We start from the raw sequence: 23,691 nt of genomic DNA, 5'->3' as shown, positions 1-23,691 counted from the left end.
TATATTCTTCCTTTCTTGAGAACCAGGGAGAAAGGAATTTTTGTCTCCTTCCTTTCTCCTAGACATGTAATGGTTTAGTGTATAAGTTTAAATAATGAATCGCCTGTTTTTACTTGTTTTTGGTCAGTCAGCTCTAAACCATCTTGACTATGGTTTGTTACCACAATAGGAGTAGTGAGTGACTTACCCGCTTTTTTAATTTGCTCGATATCAAATTCGATCAGTAACTGCCCTTTTTCCACATATTCACCCGAAGCTGTATGGGCTGTGAAGTACTTTCCTTCAAGTTGAACGGTATCCATTCCAATGTGAATCAAAACGTCTGTACCTGAGTCTGTTGTAATACCGATTGCATGATTTGTTGGAAACAATGCCGAAACGGTTCCCGATACAGGAGCACGTAACTTTCCTTCACTTGGTTCAATGGCTGCACCAAAACCTAATGCACCTGATGAAAATGCTGCATCTTTTACTTGTGATAGTTTCAGTACTTCTCCGTTTAATGGACTTACCACTTCTTCAGTCTGAAGCTTTGTTGCTGCTATTTCATGAGAAGCCGCAGGGATTCCTGCCGGCGTAGTTGCAGATTGTTCCTTGTTAATTCCGCCAAATAACATGGTTAAAATGAATGCTGCGATAAAACCAACCACGATTGAGATAAGCGCACCCCATAGATCCATCCCCAGCCCATCAGGACTAATATAAGAAGGAATACCGAAGATACCAAGACCGCCTATAATGAAACCCTTTACATTTGTAAAGCCGGCAATAGCTCCACCGATCGCTGCACCAATACAGCTGATAATAAATGGTTTCTTTAATGGCAGGGTAATTCCGTAAATAGCCGGCTCTGTAACACCGAAGATGCCCGAGATAAAGGCCGGAATACTTAATGATTTCAACTTTTGGTTCTTTGTTTTGATCACAATAGCGAGAACTGCCCCGATCTGTGCAAAGGATGCCGCAAACACAGGAGCTAGAATTGTGTCATATCCCATTGTGGCCACGTTGTTGATCGCAATCGGTACCAATCCCCAATGAAGACCGAAAATAACAATGACCTGCCATAGTCCGCCAAGCAGAATACCTGCAATGACTGGGCTTAAGTTATAAAGAAATAATGACCCCTGGCCTAACAGACTGCTTGCCCATGTGGCTATTGGGCCGATTACCATAAATGTAATAGGAACAACAATCAGCAGAGTGAACAAAGGAACAACAAAAGCTTTAATTACATCTGGAATAAAGGTTCTCAGCCATTTTTCTACTTTAGCCGCAAAAAAAGTGGCAAGGATAATCGGAATAACAGATGATGAGTAAGACATTAAAATAACTGGAATACCTAAGAAAGTCACAAAAATCGGTGATGCAAACATCGTTCCTTCAAATAGCGTATAAAGCGGTTTACCAGCTGTTAATGTAGAAAGTGCTGGATACACTAACGCAGCCCCTATAGCCATCCCAATAAACGGTGTGCCGCCAAATTTCTTAATCGCTGTATAACCTAAAAAGATTGGCAGGAAGTAAAACAAAGCATCGCCAGTGGCATTTAAAATTTGATAGGTGCCGGAAGTATTCTCAATCCAGCCAAGCGCTACAAATAAGGCATTAAAACCTTTGATCATCCCGGAAGCTGCCAGCACTCCTAGAACAGGGGTAAAGATGCTGGAGATCATGTCAATAAAACGATTGAAAAGCGACCCTTTTGGCCCTTCTTCCACCTCGACAGGTGACTGGCCCTGGAACCCGCCTTCCGCCACTACTGCTTTATACACATCTGGCACGTGATTGCCGATCACGACTTGATACTGCCCTCCGCTTTTCATCACGGTTACAACATCATCCATGTTTTTAAGAACTTCGGTATTGGCTTTACTTTCATCTTTTAACTTAAAGCGCAGACGTGTAATACAGTGAACTAAACTGGAAACGTTTTCTTTCCCGCCTACATTTGCAATAATCTCTCTTGCCAACTGTTCGTACTTCATTTTCAACCCTTCCTTCTTTATTTGATTTTTTCAAATAAAAAACCTGAACCGTCTAAAACACACATACGAATTGCGCGTTTTAGTCAGTCCAGGTTATGCCCACTTAAGGTAACATTCCTTGAGGAATTTATTGAGTTTTATTTGATACATGTAATTTATCATGGGTATTCTGTTTATGTCAACGCTTTCATTTTAATTTTTTAAATAAAATGCTGTATGTCCGGAAACCCTCTTATGTATATAGATCATTAAAATAGCGTTTATAATTTTTTATTTGTGGAAGGCACACTCGAGTGAAAAAAGCAGAATTAAGATCGCTTGATCCCTGCTTTTTTATGAGAACAACAGATAAAATGAGTAATGGCCGGCATGATGACTCCATGCATATTGACAACCGTCATTAAATGTGGTAAAAAAGTAGTAACCGTTTACAAAACGAACGTCAATCAGGATTGTTACTGGTAAGCAGGCAAAACCTGAATTTGTGCCGAAAAGGCTTATTGCCTATGGTCAAATTCAGGTTTTTTTGTTTCCAATAAGATAAAGGTATGGTGCAGATGGAGATTAAAAAGGTATTCAACAATAATGTAGTGCTGACGCAAAATCGCGAAGGACAGGAAATGGTAGTCATGGGACGCGGCCTGGCTTTTCAAAAAAAAGCAGGCGACACGATCGAAGAGGATAAGATAGAAAAAACCTTTGTTCTGGACAATCACGGAGTTTCTGACAAAATTGGCGAGCTGCTACGTGAGGTACCGGAGGAATACTTAACCATTGCAGACCGGATTATCTCTCTAGCCAAAGCGCGGCTCGGTGCTGGCCTTGATGATTATGCTTATGTGGCGCTTATGGACCATATCAGCTTTGCTGTCACCCGCCACAAGCAAGGCATGGTTCTTCGTAATGCGCTTATTTGGGAAATTAAAAAGTATTATAAAGAAGAGTTTTCTATTGGCTTGCAGGGACTTGACGTCATTGAGGAAGAAACAGGGATCCGTATGGAGGAAGATGAAGCAGCCTCTATTGCCCTCCACCTCGTGAACAGCCGTGTATCAGGGGAAGGCCTGGATGCTGCTGTGCAAATCGTTAAAGTCGTTAATGATACGCTCAATATCGTCAAATATCATTACAAAATGGAAATTGATGAAAGCTCTATTAATTACGAGCGCTTTTTAACGCATCTCCGCTTTTTTGCTATCCGACTTGTCCGGCAGGAAAAAGCTGACACGCCACCCGGGGACGATTTTATGTTTACGCAGGTGCAGAGACGCTATCCTGAAGCGTTTGCCTGCAGTGAAAAGGTCGCCTCTTATGTAGAAAAAACGTTTAACTGGTCTATCTCAAACGACGAAAAAGTATATTTGACGATTCATATTCACCGTGTTACGTCAAGGCAGGAATTGAACCGGCAGGGATGATTCATACTTTATTAATTTAAAAAGACAGAGCGGCCTCACACCAAGAAGGTGAAAGCCGCTCTGTTCTTATCTCTTTATTTTTAAAAAATCTAACCACAGGCCAATAAAAATAGTTGTTATTGCTGCTTTCTGGTCTTATTAGACTTATCAAAACGCTTCCTTACACCGGCCTGTAGCGCTATAACCACTCCCCCAAGAGTATCGGCAATCAAGTCTTCCATCGTGTCTTTATTTCCGCCTCCCTGTAAAGTCATTCCAAAAAATTGATCCATACTAAATTCATAAAACTCCCATATAACACCGCCCAATACGGCAAAGGAAAGGACAAACAGAGCAACAAACCAAGATGAGATCTCATTACCTGCTTCTCTATGAACAAATCGCTCGTACAAAGCAATGCCTGTGAATGCAAGTAAAACACCGCTTACAGCGTGCATAAAGAAATCCCACCAGCCAAGCCCGTACCAGCCTAAAATTGATCCGAAATATTGTGAACCCAAGAGGAAAATAAAATAAAAAACGATAAGGGGCAAATTAAATTGGAGCCTGGTGAAAAGAGCCAAAATAAGAGGAATTAATCCGCATACAACACCGCCTGCTGCAACAAGCGCCTTTTTGTCATCACCCTCCATGTAGTGAACAAAAGCCAGCACAGCCATGAAAAGAACATATGCAACACTAAGGAAACTAACTATTCGTTTTTTCATCTTTTCGTCTTCCCCTCTTGCTTCTTATGCCTTTGTTTTATTCTACTTGTGTAAATCCCTTCCAGAAAGCCCTGTTATCCCAAAAAGCAGGTTATACATAGTATGCGTATGCAGCCTTTTTGTATAGTTTGAACAGCCGTTTGGCCTCTTATGAACTCATCTATTTTTCAAAAAGTTCTCGCAAATGTTTTAACCATAAGAACAATAAGAAAAAGGAATCAGTATAACACATCATCGATACCTTTTATGGGGTAAAAAGTTTATAAAGCGCAACCTAATCAATCCCGCAAAGATTCCCCAAAAGTTTCTGCCTCCTATGCCACACAACGGTCATGAATTAAAACAACCACGATACTTAAAAGGTGATTCGCTTAATCTTCGCCTTATCGTTTGGAAATCCCCTACTCATTATGTCCCTTTCCCTTGTAAAGGAGACGCAATCATAAGAAAAGATATCAGGAGATGGTGAAACATGAAACAGGCTGTTAAAAATAGCACGAATGCAAATGAAGGATTAACAGTGCATTCTTTTTGACACACTCACAGCTAAAGTAAGGAAGATTTGAAACCTTATGAATGTTAATCTTCCGGAGAAACAGTCTTCTTCATTAACGTGATGTGCGCTTTTACTGTTACAACGGACAATCATTTCGTTTATTTTCAATTACTCAGCACATATGGTGGAGACATGCTTCTCTTTACCGTTCTATTTGGAGGCGGTTTATTACTTTCCTTTTGTTCCTTCTTTCGCCCGGACAATGGAACTTTTAGTAGTGCTGTCAGTCGAAAAAATGGGTAAAAAAAGAGCCAGGGGCAAACTTTCTTCCCTGGCTCTTCCGCTTACTTTGAGAATCCTTTTTAACTCCCCAATACATTCATTTTAATAAGCTAATCCATTTGGGCTGTGTCCCCAATGGCTGTAAGAATTTCGTTACGCGCACGATTTCGGTGTGACTGCATTAAAACACTAGCTGCATGACCGTCTTTTGCTCTCATACATGAAACAATGGCTTTATGTTCCACTATAGAATGAAAAGGAAGCGGCCGCTGATTGATTGTAAATAATCGGGCTCGATATAATTGGTCTGAATGGCTGTCTATTACCGCTCTAAGACGTTTATTTTCTGCGTAATCAATAATGAGGTGGTGAAACTCGTCATCTAGAATGGCCCATTTTTTTAAATCATTTTGCTCAAGTGCTTCTTCCTGCTGCTCAATCAATGATTCAAGTTTGCTTATCTCTTCTTCCCCTACCTTTTCAGTGGCAAGGCCAACAGCAAGGCCATCGAGTGCTTCTACAATTTCATAAACTTGTTTAAGGTCTTCTCTCTCGATCGGCTCCACAATAAATCCTCGTCTAGGGATAAGACGAACCATGCCTTCTGTTTCCAAACGCACGAGCGCTTCTCTTACAGGAGTACGGCTCATTTGCAGCACTTCAGCCATTTCCCTCTCTAATATCGTTTTTCCCGGAGAAAGAATCAAATCACGGATAGCAAGGCGGATAATGTGGTATGCCCGCTGTGGCAGACGGTATTCATCCAGACCTTCCAGGTTATCAATAAAGAACAGCATTTCCTTCTCCATGCCTGTTTCGTTTAAAGAAAAGTTTTTTTCATGATCTTTTTCAACCATATTTTCTTTCATTTTTATCACCCGCTTCATTCTTTATTTCTCAAATCATTCTCTAACCAATAAGTTAGGCGTCCAGGTGCCTGGCATGTACGTATTTTAAGTTCTGGCAGAGAAAAAAGTATACTCTTTCAGTTTGCAAACCAAATGATGCAATGTCAAATAAACAGGCCAGATCATATAGAGACCAGTCTCTTCTTGCTAAACATTATTAAGCTCGTAAAAAAATAAAAAGGCTGGGAGGTTTTTAGAAAACCTCCCAGCCTTCTTTTCATACTTCTGTTTTAACTTTAGACAGATTTTCTATGATAGCATCCGTTATTTCGCTTGTGTTATATGTTCCTCCCAGGTCACGAGTAAGAATGCCCTGGCGTGTCGTTTCGGCAATGGCTTTGTTGATAAGCTCTGCTTCTTCTTTTAGCCCCAAATGATCCAGCATTAACGCAGCACTTCCAATGGCTCCAATTGGATTGGAAATTCCCTGCCCTGCAATATCAGGGGCTGATCCATGAACGGATTCGAACATACTTGGTGCAGTTCCTTCAGGATTAATATTTGCGCTGGCAGCCAGCCCTAAACTTCCTGCAAGAGCACTGCCTAGATCAGAAAGGATATCTGCAAACAAATTAGAAGCCACCACAACTTCTAGTTCCTCCGGTTTCAATACAAATTGTGCAGCTGCTGCATCAACAAGCCATTGATCCGTCTCTACATCCGGATAATCCTTGCTTACGCGGGCAAATACTTCATCCCAGAGTACCATCCCATACTGCTGGGCATTGCTTTTCGTAATACTCGTTACTTTCTTTCTTTTGCGTGTCCGTGCAAGATCAAAGGCATAACGGATAATACGTTCGCAGCCATGTTCTGTAAACAAAGCGGATTGCACAGCCACCTCTTTTCCAGGTCCACGCCCGGAGAAATTCCGGCCCCCGATTCCTGAATATTCTCCTTCAGAGTTTTCACGAATCAATACCCAATTTAAGGAATCCACGTCTGGGTGATTAAGTCGTCTTGGAACACCAGGAAGAAATTCGATAGGGCGGATATTCGCCCATTGATCAAATCCCTGGCAGATTGCCAGACGCAAGCCCCATAAGCTAACATGGTCTGGTACTCCAGGAAATCCAACCGCTCCAAAATAAATCGCGTCATAATCTCTTAGTTTTTCTACTCCATCTTCATCCATCATTTTTCCATGTTCTAAATAGTATTCGCAGCCCCAAGGGAAGAAATCGCTTTCAAATTCGAACTTACCGTTAGAATTTTTTGCTAAGTGGTTCATTACACGAAGACCAGCTTCAACGACTTCTGTACCAATTCCATCTCCCGGAATAACAGCTAAACGGATTTTTTTTGTTTCGCTCATTAAAATATCCCCCTCCACTAATTCTGCCAATTTAATTGGCTTAGCTTGATGTGAATCTTATAGTCATTATATTAAATAACGTATACGTTAATGTCAATGTTTTTTCTGATAATTTTGAATTACTCTTTATTATTTCTATATATACGCAAAATAAAAAATTGAAAATCCAGAAAAATCAATATAAATTCAAAAAATGAAGGGATTCTCTTTATTCAATTCAATTATATCTTTTTAAATAAAATAAAATATTCAGAAACTTATTGACTTAACGTATACATTAACATACAATTTGATCAGTGAAATTCTATTGGTTTGTTTCCTTGCATCATTTGATTTAGAAATAAAGGGGTGATATTATTGAATGCGCTTCCAAAAGATTAATTTTTCATTTATGATCATTCTTAAGCTGGATAACCTAGAAATTAGAGAAAAGACCCATCTGACAATACAGTGGTGCAGGTGAAGAGAAATCATTTAAGCAGCATTGCCCTTTCAGTTTATTCTCCTACATAATACGATTTTTCTTCGTATTATCATAAGGGATGAACATTTTTGTATGCGCTGTCATTTCCTTTTTTGCAGACTATTTGTTTCTATCTAAAGCAGCGGTTTAGAAATAAAAATGGCAGATCATTTGGTTTCATTACTTTTACAGGAGGTGGTTTGTATGTTAACAGTCTTAGCATTATTAATGATCACTGTATTCATTGTACTTCTCTCAAAAAATAAATTAACTGTATTCGGGGCATTAACCATTGTTCCATTTGTTTTTGGGGCCATCGCTACCTTTGCAACGGGTGCTTCCTTTTGGGATCTCTTCGAATGGATTAAAGAAGGTATTTTATTTAGTGTAGATGAAGAAACAGGAGAAGTTTCTACCGGGGTTATTTCACCCGCTATTGTGATCTTATTTGCGGTGTTGTATTTCGGTGTCATGCTTAATGTCGGTTTGTTTGACCCTTTATGTGAATTCTTTATTAAAAAAGCAAAAGGGGATCCATTGAAAGTGACAATAGCAACCGTTTTAACGGCGACAGTCGTCACTATGAATGGTGATACGACTACAACGATTATTATTTGTGTCGCTGCTTTCCTTCATCTTTATAAACAAATGAATATTAAGCTGATTTATTTAGCAGTCATTATTGTGACCCCTATTGGCATTTTTAATCAGCTGCCATGGGGAGGCCCGACCATTGCGGCAGCGACAGCCATGAATGTAAGTATTAGCGAATTGTTTGCAGACTTATTGCCAGGAATGCTGGTTGCTGAAGTATTCGCCATTTTTATGGCTTATTTTATCGGTATGAAAGAAAGAAAACGCTTAAACTTTGATCCTAAGACCGCTAAAGATATTTCCCCAGAACAAATGGAAAGCATGTTAAACGCAATTCGTTTAAAAGATCCTGAACTAAAGAGACCTAAACTATATGCGTTTAATTTGATTTTAACGCTGGTTATTTTAGTGATGCTTGTGGTGGATGTTGCACATGGCGGGGTTTTATTTGGGATAGGTGCCGCCATTGCCCTTACGGTAAACTACAGGTCTGCAAGTCTTATTAATGAACGGCTTGATGACTTAGCAGCAGATTCTTTAGCACCCGCTTTGGCCACTTTGGCCGCTGGGGTTTTCTCCGGCGTTTTAACAGGCAGCGGGATGTCAACTGCTTTAGCAGCATCTATTACTGCTATAATCCCAGAATCATTAGGCTCAAATATGGCACCCATCTACGCGTTAATTGCAGCACCTGCCATTACATTTTTACCGCAGGATGCTTTCTACTTTGGAATTGCAGGCGTTATGGCAGATGTAATGGGGCAGTACGGAATTTCCGCTGGCGAAGCGGCTGTAGCTTCCATGGTGGGACAGGCATTCCGTTTAATTTCACCCGTTATTCCAGCTCTATATATGTTAGTTGCTTCTACGGAGACAAACTTTATAAACTTTCAAAAAACGTATATATTGTATGCCTGGCCAATTGTATTTATATACCTGGGTGTTTATACATTAACCGGGGCATTGCCGGTTTAGAAAAAAGTCTTTTTAAGCATTTTTTGTAGTTTGCTATATAATGGCTCAAATCAATACGGAAATGCACCAGGCTGGTCGAGTAAATCTTTTTGCAACACGATTCATTATCTACCTTTAGAGACATTAATTTTTGCGTCATTACACACTTTAACTACGCTCCAATTAAATTTTGTATTCTCTCATTGTACTATATTTCGATCTCTCTCTTTTCATTGTTTAGGTTATACATGATTAAGCCAAACTGTCCCGTTCATTTAACAAGAAGATCCAGAATAGTGTTTAACAAAGCCCAATAAAAAAGGCCTCAACGAATATTTTTACATTCGTCGAGGCTTTTTTTTCACTTGAGAATTTTCTATTAAAAGTGCTTCCTTTATACAGACTTTTCACCTCAGTAAGGAAGCAGTGCGTCGCTGACCATTTCCCATTCGTGAATGTCAAACCCTCTTGCTCCTTGAATCACATACGGGTCTTGTTTCACGATTTGTTCCACTTCTTCTAGTGAGCCGGCTCGATAAATGACCAATCCCCCGGCACCGTCAGCAAATCGGCCATTGGCAAATATTTTGCCCTCCCGACGTCTTTCTTCTAAAAAGTTAAGGTGCTGCGCGCGATATTCCTGACTCTTTTCCTCATTCAACATAGGCAAAAAAACCGCAAAATATTTCATTTCATGATCACCCTTCCCGAAACTTTAACCGGTTACATTTTCACTTCTGTTCGAACTGCTTGAAGCAGCCTGAATAATTGATTGGTCGTTGATTTTAAATTGTTGAACGCCACTTTTGAATCCATTGCTTCTTCCAGCGTCATCGGTGCATTCACAATGGAAAAATAAGAAGTGACGCCAAGTTTATTTAATACTGCTGTTTCTTCATTAACACCGCCTGCAAGTGCAAGAACAGGGATCTTATGCTTTTGGGCAAGCTGCGCTACGCCAAGGGGAGCTTTTCCCATCGATGTTTGTCCGTCCAGCTTTCCTTCACCTGTAATCACGAAATCAGCACCCTGCATGTTCTTTTCCATATTGACTATGTCTAATACTAATTGGATTCCGGATTGGAGATGTGCGTTTAAGAAGCCTGAAAATGCAGCGCCTAATCCCCCGGCAGCTCCTGCACCCGGAGTGTTATGAATGTCGGTGCCCAGCTCATGAAGAACGATTTCTGCAAAATGTTTAAGTCCTTTATCAAGCTGTTCAATCATGTCGGGTGCAGCGCCTTTTTGCGGCCCAAAAATATGAGCAGCGCCATTCGGCCCGTAAAGTGGATTATTTACATCACACGCGACTTTGAAGGTGCATTCTTTTAATTTCGCGTGTACCTGGCTCAAATCCATTTTCCAAATATCATGCAGTGCCTGTGCACCCAATCCAACCTCTTCATTTTGTTGATTCAAGAAGCGAAAACCTAGGGCTTGAAGCATGCCAATTCCTGCATCGTTTGTAGCGCTTCCACCAAGTCCAATGACAAACTCACGGCATCCTTTTTCGATGGCATCGGAAATAAGTTCCCCAACGCCATACGTTGTGGTAAGGAGTGGATTGCGCTGGCTGTGGGGAACGAGAGGCAAACCGCAAGCTGCAGCCACTTCAATAACAGCTGTTTTCCCGTCTCCCAAAATCCCATAGGCTGCATGTACTTTTTCTTTCAAAGGCCCCGCTACTTCTTTTTCGACTCGTTTCCCACCTGTTGCTTGCACTAACGCCTCAACGGTACCTTCTCCTCCATCCGCTAATGGAAGTGTTACAATCTCTGCTTCAGGATAGATCTCTTTTATGCCTAAAGAAATGGCTTCGCTGCCTTCAATAGAAGAAATGCTTCCTTTAAATGAATCAATGGCAATTAACACTTTCATCATGAGAACCCCCCTTTACTTATTATTAAGTATAGGGAAAGAAACACAAGGATGTAATAGTCCAGATAACAAAGGATTCAGAATCATTTTGTTATCTGTAACAAAAGCTTCAACCTAAAGAGTTTGAAGCAAAAGAGCAATATACAATTTCACAGAATCATGGTAGTCTCTTGGATTTACCCCGGTTTTTTCAGCAATTTTCTCAAGACGATACTGCAGCGTATTTTTGTGGATAAATAGTTCTTCAGCTGTTCTCTTCAACGAGAGGTTATGGCGATAATAAGTATGTAAAAGGTTTATTTCCCCTTCTGCAAGGTTACCGATAAGTTTTACCGTATAGTCATTTCTTATATGGGAATCAATATTTTCCATGATCATTTCTAAATCCAGCTTTTCGTATTCGCATACCGTTTCCTTTTTTGAAAGGGCGTATTTTAAGGCAAGCTTTGCATGGGCATAAGATTTTGTGAGCTCCGCTATAACGCCAACGCTGCCTATCCCCACCGAACAGCTTACATCCATAGAACAGAAACGGGTATGAAGAATTTGTAGCGCTGCTTTATACTGTGACTCATTCATAATTAAGACGTACTGGCTGGGGAATAAGTAAGTAAAAAGCTGAATGCCCTGTTCGATTAACATCCCCTTCATGTTAACAAAGAGTGACGAGGCGTTATTTAAACCTTGCAGGTGAATAACAGCGACAAACGCTCTCTCTTCTAATTCGTATTGCAATGGCTGCAGGTGTTCATTCATGAAAGTATCTTCTTTTTCATTTTCAAAAATAAGCATGCGAACAATGGAAGAGCGTAATTCATCTAAAGATTGAACAGCCGTTTTGATCATTTGTTCCTTAATTAACACCTCTGTAATTTTGGTCAGCAAAAATCCCAATGACCTGCATTCTTCTGGATCTCCAGATATGCCGATCACACCAAGCAATTTCTGATTGATCATGACGGGATAATTAATGCCTTTTCTTGTGCCCTTAAATATCTCGTTCTCCAAAACCTCTATCACCCTTTCTGTTTTCCGCACTTGAAGGGCAGCAGCATGAAAAGAGCCAATTCGTCCGGGATCCGTACTGGCGATCACTTTTCCATCCAGATGAATAAAGTTTATATCCTTTCCAATCACTTCTTTTGCCGCATCTACAATCATTTGAGCTAAAGAAGGACTAATCTGAAACTGTTCTTTCATCTTTATCTATTCCTTCTATAATGAATTGGGTTTCTTTTTTCATTTTATCATTCGGAGAAGGAGAATGTCTCAAGTGTATTTATTTCGTGTCATGCATCTTTCTTGCTTCATCTTTTAAACCTGCTCACCGCTTTACCAAGCTGCTTTAAAACTTGTTCAGAGACAGATTCTCATTATGTATGACAATACTGCTCTAAAGACAGGCAGCACACCTTCTTCAGTTCGACAGAAATCTATTTCATCACGCCATTTTCGGCTTCTCGATTAGCCTATGCATAAAAAAGGAATGGTTTTTCCATGCTACAGGAGTACGATTATTTAATACGAGAAAGGAGGACTTGCTATGGCAGAACATACAGGAATGAGCTGGAAAAATAAAAATGTGATCACACAATTGAACAATTCTGTAGATAACGTAACGCTGGCTTTACAACAAGCTCAATCGCACCCTACTCAGCAAACGATTCAACAAGTCCAAAATGCGCTTGAACATGCAAACAATGCACTTAACGATGCGCTTCAAAACAGTGAGCATCAGGAGCCTATTGACCGGCTTCAAGAACAGCTCAACCAAAATAAAGAGCAGCTGCAGCAGCTTCGTCCTTCAGAAGATTGATAAAAGACCTGTATTCATTGTGCTCGGTACAACGTTTAAATGCCCGAAATAAGTAACAGAGCGCTCTTTTTCTATTTCGATGCTTCATTCTGCTTCATGAAAAGAATCCACATTTGTTTTTACTGCAAAAGAAAGAGGCAAACCTTGGAATCAAGGTTTGCCTCTTTGCGAAGCTGTTAGCTCAATCTGCATGAGACTGATGGCAATTTTCTTCTGGAATATCTAAACACTAAACTAAGTCATACATTCTTTAACATAAGCCCCCAAAATAAAAAGCAAAACCTGATACTTCAAGCTTTGCTTTTTATTTTGGGAAACTGTAATTTTTTAACACTCATTTGATGTGGCTGGGTAAATATTTTTAAACATGCCTTACCACCGTTTGTATAAATTTTTTTCGACGCCAGTTTGATCGTCTTTATTTATAAACCTCGTTCGCTAATGGATCGCTCTATCTTCTTAATGTGTTGATTAAATACTTTGTAAATCACATATTAACATTTTAATAATTTCTAAAGATTGGGTAAATTTATCAATTCCTTCCCTTTCATATATTATGATAGACATGTCAGTTGAAAAATGAGAGGAGAATCACAAATGTCAATCGAATCCAGAAAACCAGGCATGGCACAAAAATTCATGTTTATGGGTGCTTCTGCCGCATTAGGATTATCTTTATTTGCTTCAACGTCTGTATCTGCCGAAAGAAACGAACAGACAGACAAAAAGCCTTCTTTTGAATTCGGGCTGATTGCGGACGTCCAGTATTGTGACTGTGATACAGCAGGCGTACGTTATTACCGGAATTCAATCAGCAAGCTGCAGGAAGCAACAGCCGAACTCAATCAGCATAATCTCGCGTTCACTGTCCAGACAGGTGATATCATCGACCGGAACGTGGAGAGCTTTGATACGATTCTTCCTTATTTCAACAAAATTGAAGGTCCTAAATACAGTGTGCTCGGCAACCATGACTTCGCAGTACCAACAGATGAAGTGATTGACATTTTAGATATGGAAAATCAATATTATGACTTTTCCGAAAAAGGCTGGCGTTTTATCGTGTTAGACACCAATGATCTGAGCTTTTATGCAAATGAAGCAGGTTCCGAGAAATATCAGCAAGCCGAGCAAATGTATAATGGGCTAAAAGCGACGGGCGCGACAAATGCCCAGACCTGGAATGGCGGCGTAGGCTCCGAACAAATGACATGGTTACATAACGTTCTTCAAAAATCCGCTCAAAAGCATGAAAAAGTCGTGGTGATTGGTCATCATCCAGTGTACCCTGCCAACGAGCATAACGCATGGAATGACGCTGAAATCATACAGGAGCTGGAGTCTGCAGGCAATGTAGTGGCTTACTTTAACGGTCACAATCATGCGGGCAACTACAGCGAGAAAAACGGAATTTCCTATGTGAACTTCCAGGGCATGCTTGACACCCCTGATACTAACGCGTACTCTGTCATCCAAGTATTCAAGGACCGCTTGGAGATTGATGGCTTTGGCCGGGAACAGGACCGCACAATCGAAGTGAATACGTCCCGCAAACAAGTTCAAGAAACAAAATAAAAACAAACACTTTTACTAAACATCCTTATTTTCTACAACAAAAAGAACCCAAAGAGGCGGATGGAAAACCATTTGCCTCTTTGGGTTCTATACTTTAGCAGCATCAAAGTATTTTTTTCTGCTTCTTTTTTGTAAAATATTGAAACGATTTTACCTCTTAAAATAACGTCCAAGAGGCCGCATCAGTAATTAGGTTCTACGTGAACATGTACTTCAATCACATCGTGTGCCTTCGTCAATGCATCTTCTACATCCACTGAAATATCATGAGCTGCCCCGATCCCTAAAGTGGAGTTTACCAAAATCACAACATCAACTACAGAGCTGCTGCCGTATTTTCTTGCTCTTATCGTTTTAATTCCTTTTACTCCAGGAATTTCAAAAATCGATTTCTTGTAGACCTCGAGCTGATTTTCGTCATAGCCGTCCGTTAAATCATGAGAAGCTTCTCGAAAGATTTCCCATCCTGTTTTGCAAATAAGCAGGCCGACAACAACGGCTGCGACAGGGTCCAGCCAGGGAAGGCCAAATTGAGACCCTAAAATACCGACTGCTGTTCCGATGCTGACCCAGGCATCGGATAAATTGTCTTTCGCTGCAGCCATCACAGACTGGCTTCTAATTTTTTGTGCCAATCTCCGGTTATACCGGTATACCCCATACATGACAGCCGCACAAAAAAGGCCTGTCCAGGCCGCAATAGGGTCTGGTGCTTCAGTTGCACGATCAAAAACAGATAAAGCGGCTGTATACAAAACCTGAAGACCTACAGCAACCATGATAAATGCAGCCACCAGTGAAGCGACAGGTTCCGCTTTCCAGTGACCATAAGGATGGTCTTGATCTGCCGGTCTTTGAGAAATTTTCAATCCAATTAACACAGCAATAGAAGCAATAATATCAGTTGTATTGTTTAAACCATCTGCCTGTAATGCTTCGGAGTTCGCTATGTAACCAACTGTTAATTTAAAAGCAGATAAGCATATATATACAAAGATGCTGAGGATGGCTCCCCGTTCCCCCATCTTTAAATCAAGATATTTCTGATCCATACTCTTTCCTCCGGCCTTTTCTTCTTTAACATCGTACCAGAGCCAATTTGAGTGGGTCTACAGCAATCTTTTTGCCCCTTTTAACAAAAATAAGCCTGTACAAATAATGTTTCACTCAGCAAACAATCTGAAAAATGTGATAAAAAGAACCCCTTTACAGTTCTGTGTTTTTGTTCCTGTTCATTGTCTCTGGATTAAAACACTGACTAATCACTTCTTTTTCTTCTTAACATTAAGAAGCAAGCTGTTTTAGCATCTCCGAAAAGCTGCTTCTCACACAAGCAGGTAATGGTATATTCAGTTTATAATTAGCCAGGATGGTGGATGGGACGGGATGTTTCAGCCGCTATAAATATTTTCCCTGCTGGCAGGCTGAATAATTCAGACCGAAAAAAACAAATACTTTGTCGTGAGATGAATACCCTCTTTATAAGCAACCGAAGGAGAGATTCTCGTGAAAAAGCAGCTTATCTTCGCCCTTTGCGTAATGACTATTTTCCTTTTGCCGTTTTCCTTTCATGGACAAGAAAAATCAGATGAAGAACTGACTAAAAGGTCGAAATTACAAAAACTTTTAAGTTCAAAAGATGGGATTACTCTAACGATGAAAGAAGAACAATATACAACGTTCAGCAACAGTATTGTTCTTCAGATTCAAAACAGCACCAATAAGGAATTCAGCTATCGAGAACACTTTCTTCTTGAAAAAAATATTGATGGGACGTGGTATGAAGTGCCCTGTAAATCGTATTACCTGACTAAACGGAGTAAAGTGCTTCATCCACACGCATCATCGAGGATCATTCTGTTCACCGATGAATTGGAATATGGTCTTACTCCTGGAAAATATCGAGCCACTGACAGCTTTAGGCCTAACGAGGATGAAAAAGAGGGGTTTACCCTTGCTGTCCCCTTTAAAGTCATAAAGCAGGAAAACTCCTAATAGTTACAGGTTTTTATTCCAGTTAGCCATAGAAGCCTGTCTTGAGGTAATGAGATCTGCGGTTTGTTATCAGAAAGATCATCAGCCAAGTTCCTTTAAGCTAAAAACAAAACAGCGTCAAGCCTTGATAAATCAAGGCTTGACGCTGTTTCCATAAACAAACTCTTGTTTACCGGCAACGAGTTCTCCCAGCATTGGAAAAAGAAGTTCTAAAAAGTTGCTCCCCCTCCCTTAAAGGCAGGGGAGCTTTCAAGGTGTATATCTTTTATTTTTTTATCACCTTTAAATGAGCACTGTTTGACTTATAGATAATCTTTACCTTGTACTGGCTAGGCAGTCCCTCGGTCTCAATGGAAGAAAATACTTCGTTACGATGGCGCTTATCATAAGTGATGATCGTGGTGCCGTCGGCAGGTACATAATTCTCGGAAAAATGAAGACGCAGTTTCCCTTTAAGGATGGCTGCTCCGTCGATGTTAAGTACATCATTTTCGCTGCGAAGGTCAAGCTCAAGTGAGCCATTTGGAAGACTGTGTGTAATCTCCGACGATAGTCAGCTCTCCAGAAACATGTTCCTTGAGGGTACCCCCGTTGTTCGTGATATCACCTGTTCCGAAAGCCGTCTTTGATTCACCTTCAAGTGTGCCTTCGTCGATCTGTGTACCGCCGGAATACGTATTGTTTCCTTGCAGCACTAAAGTACCTGTTCCCTTTTTGGTCAGCTTTCCGGTACCGGAGATATCGTTGCGCCATTGATCCAATGCATGGAACCCACCTTTAGAAGCATCCATAGCTACTGTCACGTTATGAATAAAAGCCCCATAACCATCCGCAGCCGCAAAGAGGTTTAGACGCCCCCATCCTTCAGCATCATCCAGCACTGGGTAGCCGGAAGGAAGACCTGTAGTGGCTAAAACCCAGCGGCGCTGTTCGCTGTCAAGGTAAGGCAGGCGTGTTTCCAGCAGGACTTCAGCTCCCTTAGGAACGACCATTGGCTTAGCAGTTGAATGAATCTGATCGAATCCATATGTTAATCGCTCGGTATATTCTGCTTTGTTTTTGGCATAATTGCTGAACCGGTCTTCCGCTGTATCGGTTTGGGTTAATAGTTTAGTGTGCACTTCCTCATAAGCAGCTTTTTTCAAACTCTCGTTGTCTGGATCGGACAGAATCGCGGCCGCCAGCGCCGTTGCCATTGTACGCCCTCCTATTACATCAAGCGGTGAGTGCATACCGGCGACAATGCGGTTGTTGCCAAGCTCTGAAGCGCGCGTAAGCAGTTCCTGGTAACGCTTCCGGTACGGCATAAGCCATCGCGTATGCAGTCAAATAAGCGGCATTGGTATGACCGCTAGGAAAACCGCCATCCTTGCTCGGATCAGGATTTATGGCAGGAACAAGGGCCGGCACAACAATGGACGTGCTGCTCCAGCGAAACGGACGGGGATAATTAAAATGTTCCTTAGCCGGGTTCGTGGAAGAATAGCTGCCGCGTAATGTATTAACCAAACTCACCATGTTGCCTAGATTAGAACTTGCGCTGCCTGCATTGGTTCCTTCATCATTGTATTTTTTTGTGACAGCATCTGCAGGGATATTGTTGATGGTAGTTGTCGCTCCTGCATTTGTTCTATAGATATCGGTAAGTGGGCCAAGGCCATTGATGACGCTATAGCTCTACTTCCGGCGATCATCCAAATAAGCAGCATCTGCCTCACTAGGAGTGCGCTGCGCAGCCATATCCACTACTTTTTGAATGTTAGCGTCAAGGACATTGCTGTTCAGTTTAGTGCCCGTATCCCAGGCGGCACCGGGTGTCCAGAGCTGATTATATCCAGAAAGCACCCCAATAGCTGGATTTGTACTTTCCGTTTTATTGGCGGAATTATTGTTTTTATAGTGATCAATAAAATATCCTGCAGACGGCGGTGCTGGTGGTGTTACGGTTGATGGCATGCTTGCTGGTGCTGTTTCTGCACTCGCATAACTTCCACCCAGAGAACTTTGAAGTAATGGCAGAGTTAATAAAGCAGCTGATACATATTTCTTTAGTAATTTCATTCTCCAATCAAATCCTTTTTATCATTTTGTAGTTTATGTAAAAAATACCACTTAACCAATTCGTTGTTTGCATAAAAATACTATCTGAATTTTGTTAAGTTAATAGCCTTGTTTTATTAAAGTTTTATGGATGTTTTATGGATGTTTTATGAATGTTTACTGCCCGCAAGCCACATAAAGAAGCCACCCGCCAGTCACAATAGTGACTGATGAGTGGCTTTTTCTTTACACTATGCTATCTATAAACAAGCCTGTTTGAAAGTAAAAAACATTACTCTCCTTGGCTTGGAGGTTGATTCAACAAATTTTTGCTGCCGTTATTTACTATAACCTTGCATGCCTTGATTCGGGAGGTTTCCGTTCATGCCATACTGTGCGTTTCTGTTACCTTGTAATCCCCCGTAAAAATGGCTTTGCTGGGAAGCCTGATTGAAATTCTGGTTCATTCCCCCGCCTGCACCCGGCGCGTGGCCGCTAAAGCCTGTCTGCCCGGAATATTGGTTTTGAAAAGACTGTCCGGCAGGCTGATACGTATGAAGGTATGTTTTCGCCGTATGGCTGCTCATTTTAGGAACTTGGTAAGTCCCCTGCTTGTTCATGAACAAAAATACTTCATACGCATGGTTTGCACAGTTTGTCGCACTGTTAAGGAGCATACGGCGCAGATTAGGATCTGCGGTTTCAAGGGCGGCCCACATTCCATTTTTCGCGGCATTTTTATGCGCGCAAAGCACAGCAGAACCAATTTCTGTGTCGCCTAGTGCAGCTCCGGTACGCGGCTCAACCTGAGGAGGATTATTCAACCCATATTGAATGTTTTGCGGAGATACGCCCTTCACATTGGTCATCGGGGGCACAGGCGCAGCCGCATTGTAATCATGTGTATAAGCTACGATTTCATCATAAGAACGGATTTCCTCCTGCCGGTGGCGTATAATCAGATCCCTTAATTCAGGATCCTGTGCTTCCTGCAGGTACAGATTAAAATGGGTGATCATATTGACTTTGCCCAATAGGATTTCATGTACTTCCAATGTTTCGTGAGCACCGAATGGCATATTTACATCCCCTTTATTGTGTGTAATGTCCAAGCTCTCGATACCACTGTTATTTCTTTTGTTTTTTTTCTTCCTTCACGATGTTTTCGGCAGAAAACTCCGTATCCGATTTGCCCATTTTACCAGTATGACCGCCGCCAATGCCGCCTGTATTGCCTCCAGTCGGTACGCCGCCTTTTCCACTTCTGTTCTTTATCATTCATCTCACCTCCGCTTATTAGACTGCATCAATCCATAAAATCCATCCATGAAAGGATTTCAAAATATGGATTGACCGTACTCATGTGGAAAGCATGCCGGCCGCCAATAAACGGAGCAAACCTGCAGGAATACTTCGAGGATCACCAGGAAATGAGCGCTTACTGCTCAGTGGCAAGAATGAGAAAAATGACAATAAAAGCTGTTACCTTCACATCGATAAGATCAGACGCTGGAGGAAAATATACGTTTGAACAAGCTATGTATGAGTTATCCATTTCTGATAGGAGATGAACGTATTAAACAGCGCACTTAGGGGGAAAAGTATGATGCAGGAGTACACAGATATCACCGGGAAAATGAACAAAGAATGCCTCTGAAAAAGCAGGAAATTCTTTTTGAAGCACTCTGGTGCTTGGAAAGATTGCAAAAAATATACGCGAAACAAAAAAAGCGCTTAAATTAAAATTTTGGATATTCAGGCACTGGTTAAACGTGGACATTTTTCAAAAGAAAAAGCTGCCTTTAATGAAAGCAGCTCTTTTCACGTTTTATTATAATTCTACACTTTCCCCAGGCTGAAGCACTTTTCCTTTTAGGCCGCGCTCTTCCAAAGCTCTGACAAACGCATCCCCGTCCTGTTCAATAACAGGGAAAGTATTGTAGTGTATGGGAATAATCAATTTAGCTTTATACCATTCAGCAGCCTGCACTGCATCCTCCGGTCCCATTGTATAATGATCGCCGATTGGGAGAAAGGCGATATCGATATCATGTCTGTCCCCGATCATCTTCATGTCGCCAAAGAGCCCAGTATCTCCAGCGTGAAGGATCGTTTTTCCTTCCGCTTCAATAATGAATCCGCTCGGCATACCGCCATAAAGAATGTTTTTGTTTTCTTCATCAATGATGCCTGAGCTATGGAAAGCATGGGTCATTTTTGCTTTTGCAAAGTCAAGATCCAGAGTACCGCCAATATTCATTCCAATTGTTTCGACACCCTGCCAGGACATGTATGCAGCCAATTCAGGGTTGGAAACGACTGGTGCATTATTAGCCTTGGAAATAGGCGCTGCATCTAAAATATGGTCAGCATGAGCATGGGTCAAAAGAACAGCCTCTACTTTAATATCTTCGACTTTCACCTTTGCTGCAGCATTTCCGCTAATAAATGGATCAATAACAAGAGATTTTCCGTTTGTTTCAATTAAGATTGTTGACTGGCCATGGTATGTAATTTTCATCCTACTGCCTCCTTTATTTAACTTCCTCAGTTTGAAGCTGGGTACCTCTTCTTACAGAGTAGATTGTTTAGATAAATCTGCCAAGCAATATGCTTGTTCCAGGGTTTAGCCATAGCACAGTTCAAGTCAAGCTGCGATTTATCCTATTCATGTACATCCGCTTGTAACGAAGAGGAATATCACTTTTAGTTCGGATAACAGCCACGCAGCATAAGAATTTATTCATCTTACAGAAGAATGCTTAAAGGGCCATTGAGCACAGGGAACTTCCCCCATGTCAGATAGCGCAGAAAAAACAAAAAAGAAACGGTACCTAAAGATCTGTTGGTGAACCAAAAGATTTTTTTGATAACCATTGGGTAAAATAACAGAAACAATAAGGATAAAAGGATATCAAGGGGGGAACAAAAATGGAAAAAATTGTAGCCGGCGATATCATTACATTTGTAGATGAAAATGATCAGGAGCGGGAAATTGAAGTATTCGAAACGTTAAGTCTTGAGGGAACAGACTACGCAGCCGCCGGATTTGTCGAAGACATTCAAGAAAACACGACAGAAAAAATCAACGTCTTTTTTGTTAAAATAGAGGACGACGAGCAATTTTCCGTCATTGAAGATGAAGAAGAGTTTCGCAAAATATCCGCCGCCTTTGAAGAATCCTGAGCACATAATCCAAAAGTTGAGCTATTCCGCCCATCGCAAAGCTTGACTCGGGTCTTCTTGAAAAAACAGGAGATATCCTCCGAAGCCGTGACCGTCTGCCATTCGATCAGCAGGCGGTTTTTTACTCCTAATGCCGATAAACCTTTTTTTCGGGTCTGAAGAAGTTTTTACAGCAAATATTGATCGCAGACTAAAACTGACCTTGCATCCTCTTTTTTAGCTCAGGATTTAATAATCAAAAGACAGCTGCCGTAAGCAAATGAAGACACCTTCCCAGTCTGCCGCTGCATGGCTGGGACGCATTTTGAATCGACCATATTATTTGTCCACTTTTACCTTAGAATAAGCCAGTAAGACGCGACGATTCCTAGGTCTCCCAATACGTGGCTGATTACGGCTGCGATAATGGAGCCTGTTTTTTCTCTTGTATATCCCCAGAAAAGCCCGGCAATTAAAACAGGTAGAATCGCTGCAACGCTGGATACCCCCTGAAATATCGGGATCACCGAAAGGAGGTGATAAAGCGTATAGAAAGAGGCGGTCATCAAAATTGTGTATACCGCTTTCCCTTTTGCTCTCAGCTTTTCATACATATACCCTCTCCAATACAATTCTTCCAAGATCGGATTTGCAAGGAGAAGCACCAGGACCAGCCCGATCTCCCCAGGGCCAGTGAACCCCCATTTCATAAGAAGTGCACGGAGCTCACCGATATCCAGAAGATAGGTATGCAGCCATTTCAGGACTCCGAAAACGAACAGGAAAAACAAGAGCCCGCTTCCAAGCCCTAAAACAATGGCTTGTTTTGTTATCTGTACTCTTTCTTTCGGGAAAGCTTTGTCAATGAGCGGCACAGCCAGCAGCCAGCTGTAAAACAGCACAAATGTGACAACGACACTTTCCAGCAGCTGCAGCCCAATCAAAATCATTAAAGACGGTCCTATTAAGCGCACGAAATTCTTCATCGCAACCCCCAAGGCTGTTTTGTATTTGCTTCACTGGCATTGTTATTTCATCAAAAGTCCAGCTGTCTGGTGGATAAAAAACAGATCTTTTTTAATGCTTTTGAAGCTGCATCTATCTTCCTTCCTTTTAGGAGAACTCCGTTTCTTTCTTTTTCTGCTCCTGCATGTATCTTTCTTTGATTGGCTGCAAAAAGCGGTCCACAAGTGCATTGAACTCCGAAAAAGACCTCGGTGGAATCTGATGGGTTCCGTTTTGTATATATACCACTTCTGTTTGAGGCGCCGCCTGCTGAAAAGGAATCCGGTAATGATGCATGGGCTTTTCCAGCGATCCGTATACGAGCAGAATCGGCATATTCAATCGGTGAAGGGCGTTAGTGGATTTGTAATGCAGTCCTGTTTTACAAAATTCATACGAACGCGCAGCATCTGATTTTCGGGCGTACTCATAAATCTCTTTCTCATCTTCCGGAAAGCATTTATTCAGCTTTGCCTGTAGTTTTGCAGCAAGGCCGATTTGCCGGATTTTTGCCAGGGCCATTACCGATTTAATAAAAACTTTCGGCGTGAGATTATTTATTTCGGAAAAACCACCGGACAAGATTATGGCCAGTGTCCGTTCGGGATATGTTAAAGCGAATTCCTGGGCAACCAGGCCGCCGTGCGAATATCCACAGACCACCGCTTTTTCAATGCCAATTTGATCGAGCAGTTTCTTCAAGTCCTCCGCAAGAAGCTCGATGGATAAAGGACTTGTTCCTTTCGAGCTCTGGCCATGGCCCGCGAGGTCATAAAAGATAGTTTTATATCTGTCAGCAAGGGGTTCCTGATGTTTAAAAACATTGTGGCCCATCACAAACGGATGGATAAAGACAATTGGCAGTCCTTCCCCTTTTACATGATAGTACAGTGAAAGATCTTCACGGATAGCAGCATATGGCATAAGCGGATTTCCCTCCTGACACAGAAAAATGAAGAAACAGATAACAGAAAAAACACACGTTGCATTCTATTTCAGTTCATAGTCTTTTTCGAATACCCTAATTTTCAGTGTGTCAAAACGTGGGATCAAAAAAAGCTCATCACAGTCATATTTTTGAATTTTGCCTGA

19 protein-coding genes and 1 pseudogene are annotated in these 23,691 nt (G+C 41.4%); 6 read left to right on the top strand and 14 right to left on the bottom strand.

Features of this window, described 5'->3' with window-relative positions:
• Positions 1-74 precede the first annotated feature (74 nt).
• Positions 75-1,988: a beta-glucoside-specific PTS transporter subunit IIABC gene (locus tag RRU94_RS05195; RefSeq protein WP_315690751.1), complete on the bottom strand. Its 1,914-nt coding sequence runs from the start codon at positions 1,986-1,988 to the stop codon at positions 75-77.
• Between the two features lie 557 nt (positions 1,989-2,545).
• On the opposite strand from RRU94_RS05195, the gene licT reads away from it, so the two are divergent.
• Positions 2,546-3,406 (top strand): BglG family transcription antiterminator LicT, encoded by an 861-nt coding sequence (gene licT, locus RRU94_RS05190; protein ID WP_315690750.1) that lies wholly within the window; start codon positions 2,546-2,548, stop codon positions 3,404-3,406.
• A gap of 116 nt (positions 3,407-3,522) precedes the next feature.
• On the opposite strand, the gene RRU94_RS05185 is transcribed toward licT, so the two are convergent.
• From RRU94_RS05185 to RRU94_RS05175, 3 genes are all read right to left on the bottom strand, one after another.
• The gene (locus tag RRU94_RS05185; protein WP_315690749.1) at positions 3,523-4,113 is read right to left on the bottom strand and encodes a DUF2238 domain-containing protein; all 591 of its coding nucleotides are present in this window, start codon (positions 4,111-4,113) and stop codon (positions 3,523-3,525) included.
• Between the two features lie 888 nt (positions 4,114-5,001).
• Entirely contained in the window at positions 5,002-5,760 is a 759-nt protein-coding gene (locus tag RRU94_RS05180) for a GntR family transcriptional regulator (protein ID WP_315690748.1), read from the bottom strand.
• A 256-nt stretch (positions 5,761-6,016) separates the two neighbouring features.
• Positions 6,017-7,114 (bottom strand): tartrate dehydrogenase, encoded by a 1,098-nt coding sequence (locus RRU94_RS05175; protein ID WP_315690747.1) that lies wholly within the window; start codon positions 7,112-7,114, stop codon positions 6,017-6,019.
• 667 nt (positions 7,115-7,781) lie between these two features.
• On the opposite strand from RRU94_RS05175, the gene RRU94_RS05170 reads away from it, so the two are divergent.
• Positions 7,782-9,146, top strand: coding sequence for a citrate:proton symporter (locus RRU94_RS05170; protein ID WP_315690746.1), 1,365 nt, complete (start codon positions 7,782-7,784; stop codon positions 9,144-9,146).
• A gap of 391 nt (positions 9,147-9,537) precedes the next feature.
• Here RRU94_RS05170 and RRU94_RS05165 read toward each other — a convergent pair whose 3' ends face one another.
• The 3 genes from RRU94_RS05165 to RRU94_RS05155 all read right to left on the bottom strand — a co-directional run bounded on the left by RRU94_RS05165 (position 9,538) and on the right by RRU94_RS05155 (position 12,203).
• Positions 9,538-9,816 carry a YciI family protein gene (locus RRU94_RS05165; protein WP_315690745.1) on the bottom strand — a complete coding sequence of 93 codons (279 nt, stop codon included), beginning with the start codon at positions 9,814-9,816 and terminating at the stop codon, positions 9,538-9,540.
• Between the two features lie 32 nt (positions 9,817-9,848).
• The gene (locus tag RRU94_RS05160) at positions 9,849-11,006 is read right to left on the bottom strand and encodes a glycerate kinase (protein ID WP_315690744.1); all 1,158 of its coding nucleotides are present in this window, start codon (positions 11,004-11,006) and stop codon (positions 9,849-9,851) included.
• 111 nt (positions 11,007-11,117) lie between these two features.
• Positions 11,118-12,203 carry a CdaR family transcriptional regulator gene (locus tag RRU94_RS05155; RefSeq protein WP_315690743.1) on the bottom strand — a complete coding sequence of 362 codons (1,086 nt, stop codon included), beginning with the start codon at positions 12,201-12,203 and terminating at the stop codon, positions 11,118-11,120.
• A gap of 343 nt (positions 12,204-12,546) precedes the next feature.
• Between RRU94_RS05155 and RRU94_RS05150 the strand changes: the two genes are divergently transcribed.
• The gene (locus tag RRU94_RS05150; RefSeq protein WP_242236565.1) at positions 12,547-12,819 is read left to right on the top strand and encodes a hypothetical protein; all 273 of its coding nucleotides are present in this window, start codon (positions 12,547-12,549) and stop codon (positions 12,817-12,819) included.
• A 597-nt stretch (positions 12,820-13,416) separates the two neighbouring features.
• Positions 13,417-14,394, top strand: a complete 978-nt coding sequence (locus RRU94_RS05145; RefSeq protein ID WP_315690742.1) for a metallophosphoesterase — start codon at positions 13,417-13,419, stop codon at positions 14,392-14,394.
• A gap of 182 nt (positions 14,395-14,576) precedes the next feature.
• On the opposite strand, the gene RRU94_RS05140 is transcribed toward RRU94_RS05145, so the two are convergent.
• The gene (locus RRU94_RS05140; protein WP_315690741.1) at positions 14,577-15,446 is read right to left on the bottom strand and encodes a cation diffusion facilitator family transporter; all 870 of its coding nucleotides are present in this window, start codon (positions 15,444-15,446) and stop codon (positions 14,577-14,579) included.
• A gap of 454 nt (positions 15,447-15,900) precedes the next feature.
• On the opposite strand from RRU94_RS05140, the gene RRU94_RS05135 reads away from it, so the two are divergent.
• Positions 15,901-16,389 (top strand): immunoglobulin-like domain-containing protein, encoded by a 489-nt coding sequence (locus RRU94_RS05135; protein ID WP_315690740.1) that lies wholly within the window; start codon positions 15,901-15,903, stop codon positions 16,387-16,389.
• Positions 16,390-16,654: 265 nt separating this feature from the next.
• On the opposite strand, the pseudogene RRU94_RS05130 reads toward RRU94_RS05135, so the two are convergent.
• The 4 genes and pseudogenes from RRU94_RS05130 to RRU94_RS05115 form a co-directional block, all read right to left on the bottom strand.
• Positions 16,655-18,450, bottom strand: a pseudogene (locus RRU94_RS05130) (phosphatase PAP2 family protein).
• Between the two features lie 317 nt (positions 18,451-18,767).
• A complete protein-coding gene (locus RRU94_RS05125) occupies positions 18,768-19,508 on the bottom strand; it encodes a spore coat protein (protein WP_315690739.1) in 741 nt (246 codons plus the stop codon).
• 49 nt (positions 19,509-19,557) lie between these two features.
• Complete coding sequence (locus tag RRU94_RS05120) at positions 19,558-19,707, bottom strand: hypothetical protein (RefSeq protein ID WP_315690738.1); 150 nt, start codon at positions 19,705-19,707, stop codon at positions 19,558-19,560.
• 553 nt (positions 19,708-20,260) lie between these two features.
• A complete protein-coding gene (locus tag RRU94_RS05115) occupies positions 20,261-20,950 on the bottom strand; it encodes a metal-dependent hydrolase (RefSeq protein WP_315690737.1) in 690 nt (229 codons plus the stop codon).
• A gap of 410 nt (positions 20,951-21,360) precedes the next feature.
• Here RRU94_RS05115 and RRU94_RS05110 point away from each other — a divergent pair, with 410 nt between their 5' ends.
• A complete protein-coding gene (locus tag RRU94_RS05110) occupies positions 21,361-21,615 on the top strand; it encodes a DUF1292 domain-containing protein (protein ID WP_315690736.1) in 255 nt (84 codons plus the stop codon).
• A 332-nt stretch (positions 21,616-21,947) separates the two neighbouring features.
• Here RRU94_RS05110 and RRU94_RS05105 read toward each other — a convergent pair whose 3' ends face one another.
• Both RRU94_RS05105 and RRU94_RS05100 read right to left on the bottom strand, forming a co-directional pair.
• Positions 21,948-22,580 carry a CPBP family intramembrane glutamic endopeptidase gene (locus RRU94_RS05105; RefSeq protein WP_315690735.1) on the bottom strand — a complete coding sequence of 211 codons (633 nt, stop codon included), beginning with the start codon at positions 22,578-22,580 and terminating at the stop codon, positions 21,948-21,950.
• 127 nt (positions 22,581-22,707) lie between these two features.
• Positions 22,708-23,523 carry an alpha/beta fold hydrolase gene (locus RRU94_RS05100; protein ID WP_315690734.1) on the bottom strand — a complete coding sequence of 272 codons (816 nt, stop codon included), beginning with the start codon at positions 23,521-23,523 and terminating at the stop codon, positions 22,708-22,710.
• Between the last annotated feature and the right edge of the window lie 168 nt (positions 23,524-23,691).

The organism is Domibacillus sp. DTU_2020_1001157_1_SI_ALB_TIR_016 (assembly GCF_032341995.1).
Lineage (GTDB): Bacteria > Bacillota > Bacilli > Bacillales > Domibacillaceae > Domibacillus > Domibacillus indicus_A.
The sequence above is the reverse complement of the archived record's forward strand: the minus strand, read 5'-3'. Positions and strand labels throughout refer to the sequence as shown.

Bases quoted from the DNA above. Each gene is read 5' to 3' on its own strand.
- RRU94_RS05195 (WP_315690751.1), bottom strand. From the start codon at position 1,988: ATGAAGTACGAACAGTTGGCAAGAGAGATTATTGCAAATGTAGGCGGG.
- licT (WP_315690750.1), top strand. From the start codon at position 2,546: ATGGAGATTAAAAAGGTATTCAACAATAATGTAGTGCTGACGCAAAAT.
- RRU94_RS05185 (WP_315690749.1), bottom strand. From the start codon at position 4,113: ATGAAAAAACGAATAGTTAGTTTCCTTAGTGTTGCATATGTTCTTTTC.
- RRU94_RS05180 (WP_315690748.1), bottom strand. From the start codon at position 5,760: ATGAAAGAAAATATGGTTGAAAAAGATCATGAAAAAAACTTTTCTTTA.
- RRU94_RS05175 (WP_315690747.1), bottom strand. From the start codon at position 7,114: ATGAGCGAAACAAAAAAAATCCGTTTAGCTGTTATTCCGGGAGATGGA.
- RRU94_RS05170 (WP_315690746.1), top strand. From the start codon at position 7,782: ATGTTAACAGTCTTAGCATTATTAATGATCACTGTATTCATTGTACTT.
- RRU94_RS05165 (WP_315690745.1), bottom strand. From the start codon at position 9,816: ATGAAATATTTTGCGGTTTTTTTGCCTATGTTGAATGAGGAAAAGAGT.
- RRU94_RS05160 (WP_315690744.1), bottom strand. From the start codon at position 11,006: ATGATGAAAGTGTTAATTGCCATTGATTCATTTAAAGGAAGCATTTCT.
- RRU94_RS05155 (WP_315690743.1), bottom strand. From the start codon at position 12,203: ATGAAAGAACAGTTTCAGATTAGTCCTTCTTTAGCTCAAATGATTGTA.
- RRU94_RS05150 (WP_242236565.1), top strand. From the start codon at position 12,547: ATGGCAGAACATACAGGAATGAGCTGGAAAAATAAAAATGTGATCACA.
- RRU94_RS05145 (WP_315690742.1), top strand. From the start codon at position 13,417: ATGTCAATCGAATCCAGAAAACCAGGCATGGCACAAAAATTCATGTTT.
- RRU94_RS05140 (WP_315690741.1), bottom strand. From the start codon at position 15,446: ATGGATCAGAAATATCTTGATTTAAAGATGGGGGAACGGGGAGCCATC.
- RRU94_RS05125 (WP_315690739.1), bottom strand. From the start codon at position 19,508: ATGCCATTCGGTGCTCACGAAACATTGGAAGTACATGAAATCCTATTG.
- RRU94_RS05120 (WP_315690738.1), bottom strand. From the start codon at position 19,707: ATGATAAAGAACAGAAGTGGAAAAGGCGGCGTACCGACTGGAGGCAAT.
- RRU94_RS05115 (WP_315690737.1), bottom strand. From the start codon at position 20,950: ATGAAAATTACATACCATGGCCAGTCAACAATCTTAATTGAAACAAAC.
- RRU94_RS05110 (WP_315690736.1), top strand. From the start codon at position 21,361: ATGGAAAAAATTGTAGCCGGCGATATCATTACATTTGTAGATGAAAAT.
- RRU94_RS05105 (WP_315690735.1), bottom strand. From the start codon at position 22,580: ATGAAGAATTTCGTGCGCTTAATAGGACCGTCTTTAATGATTTTGATT.
- RRU94_RS05100 (WP_315690734.1), bottom strand. From the start codon at position 23,523: ATGCCATATGCTGCTATCCGTGAAGATCTTTCACTGTACTATCATGTA.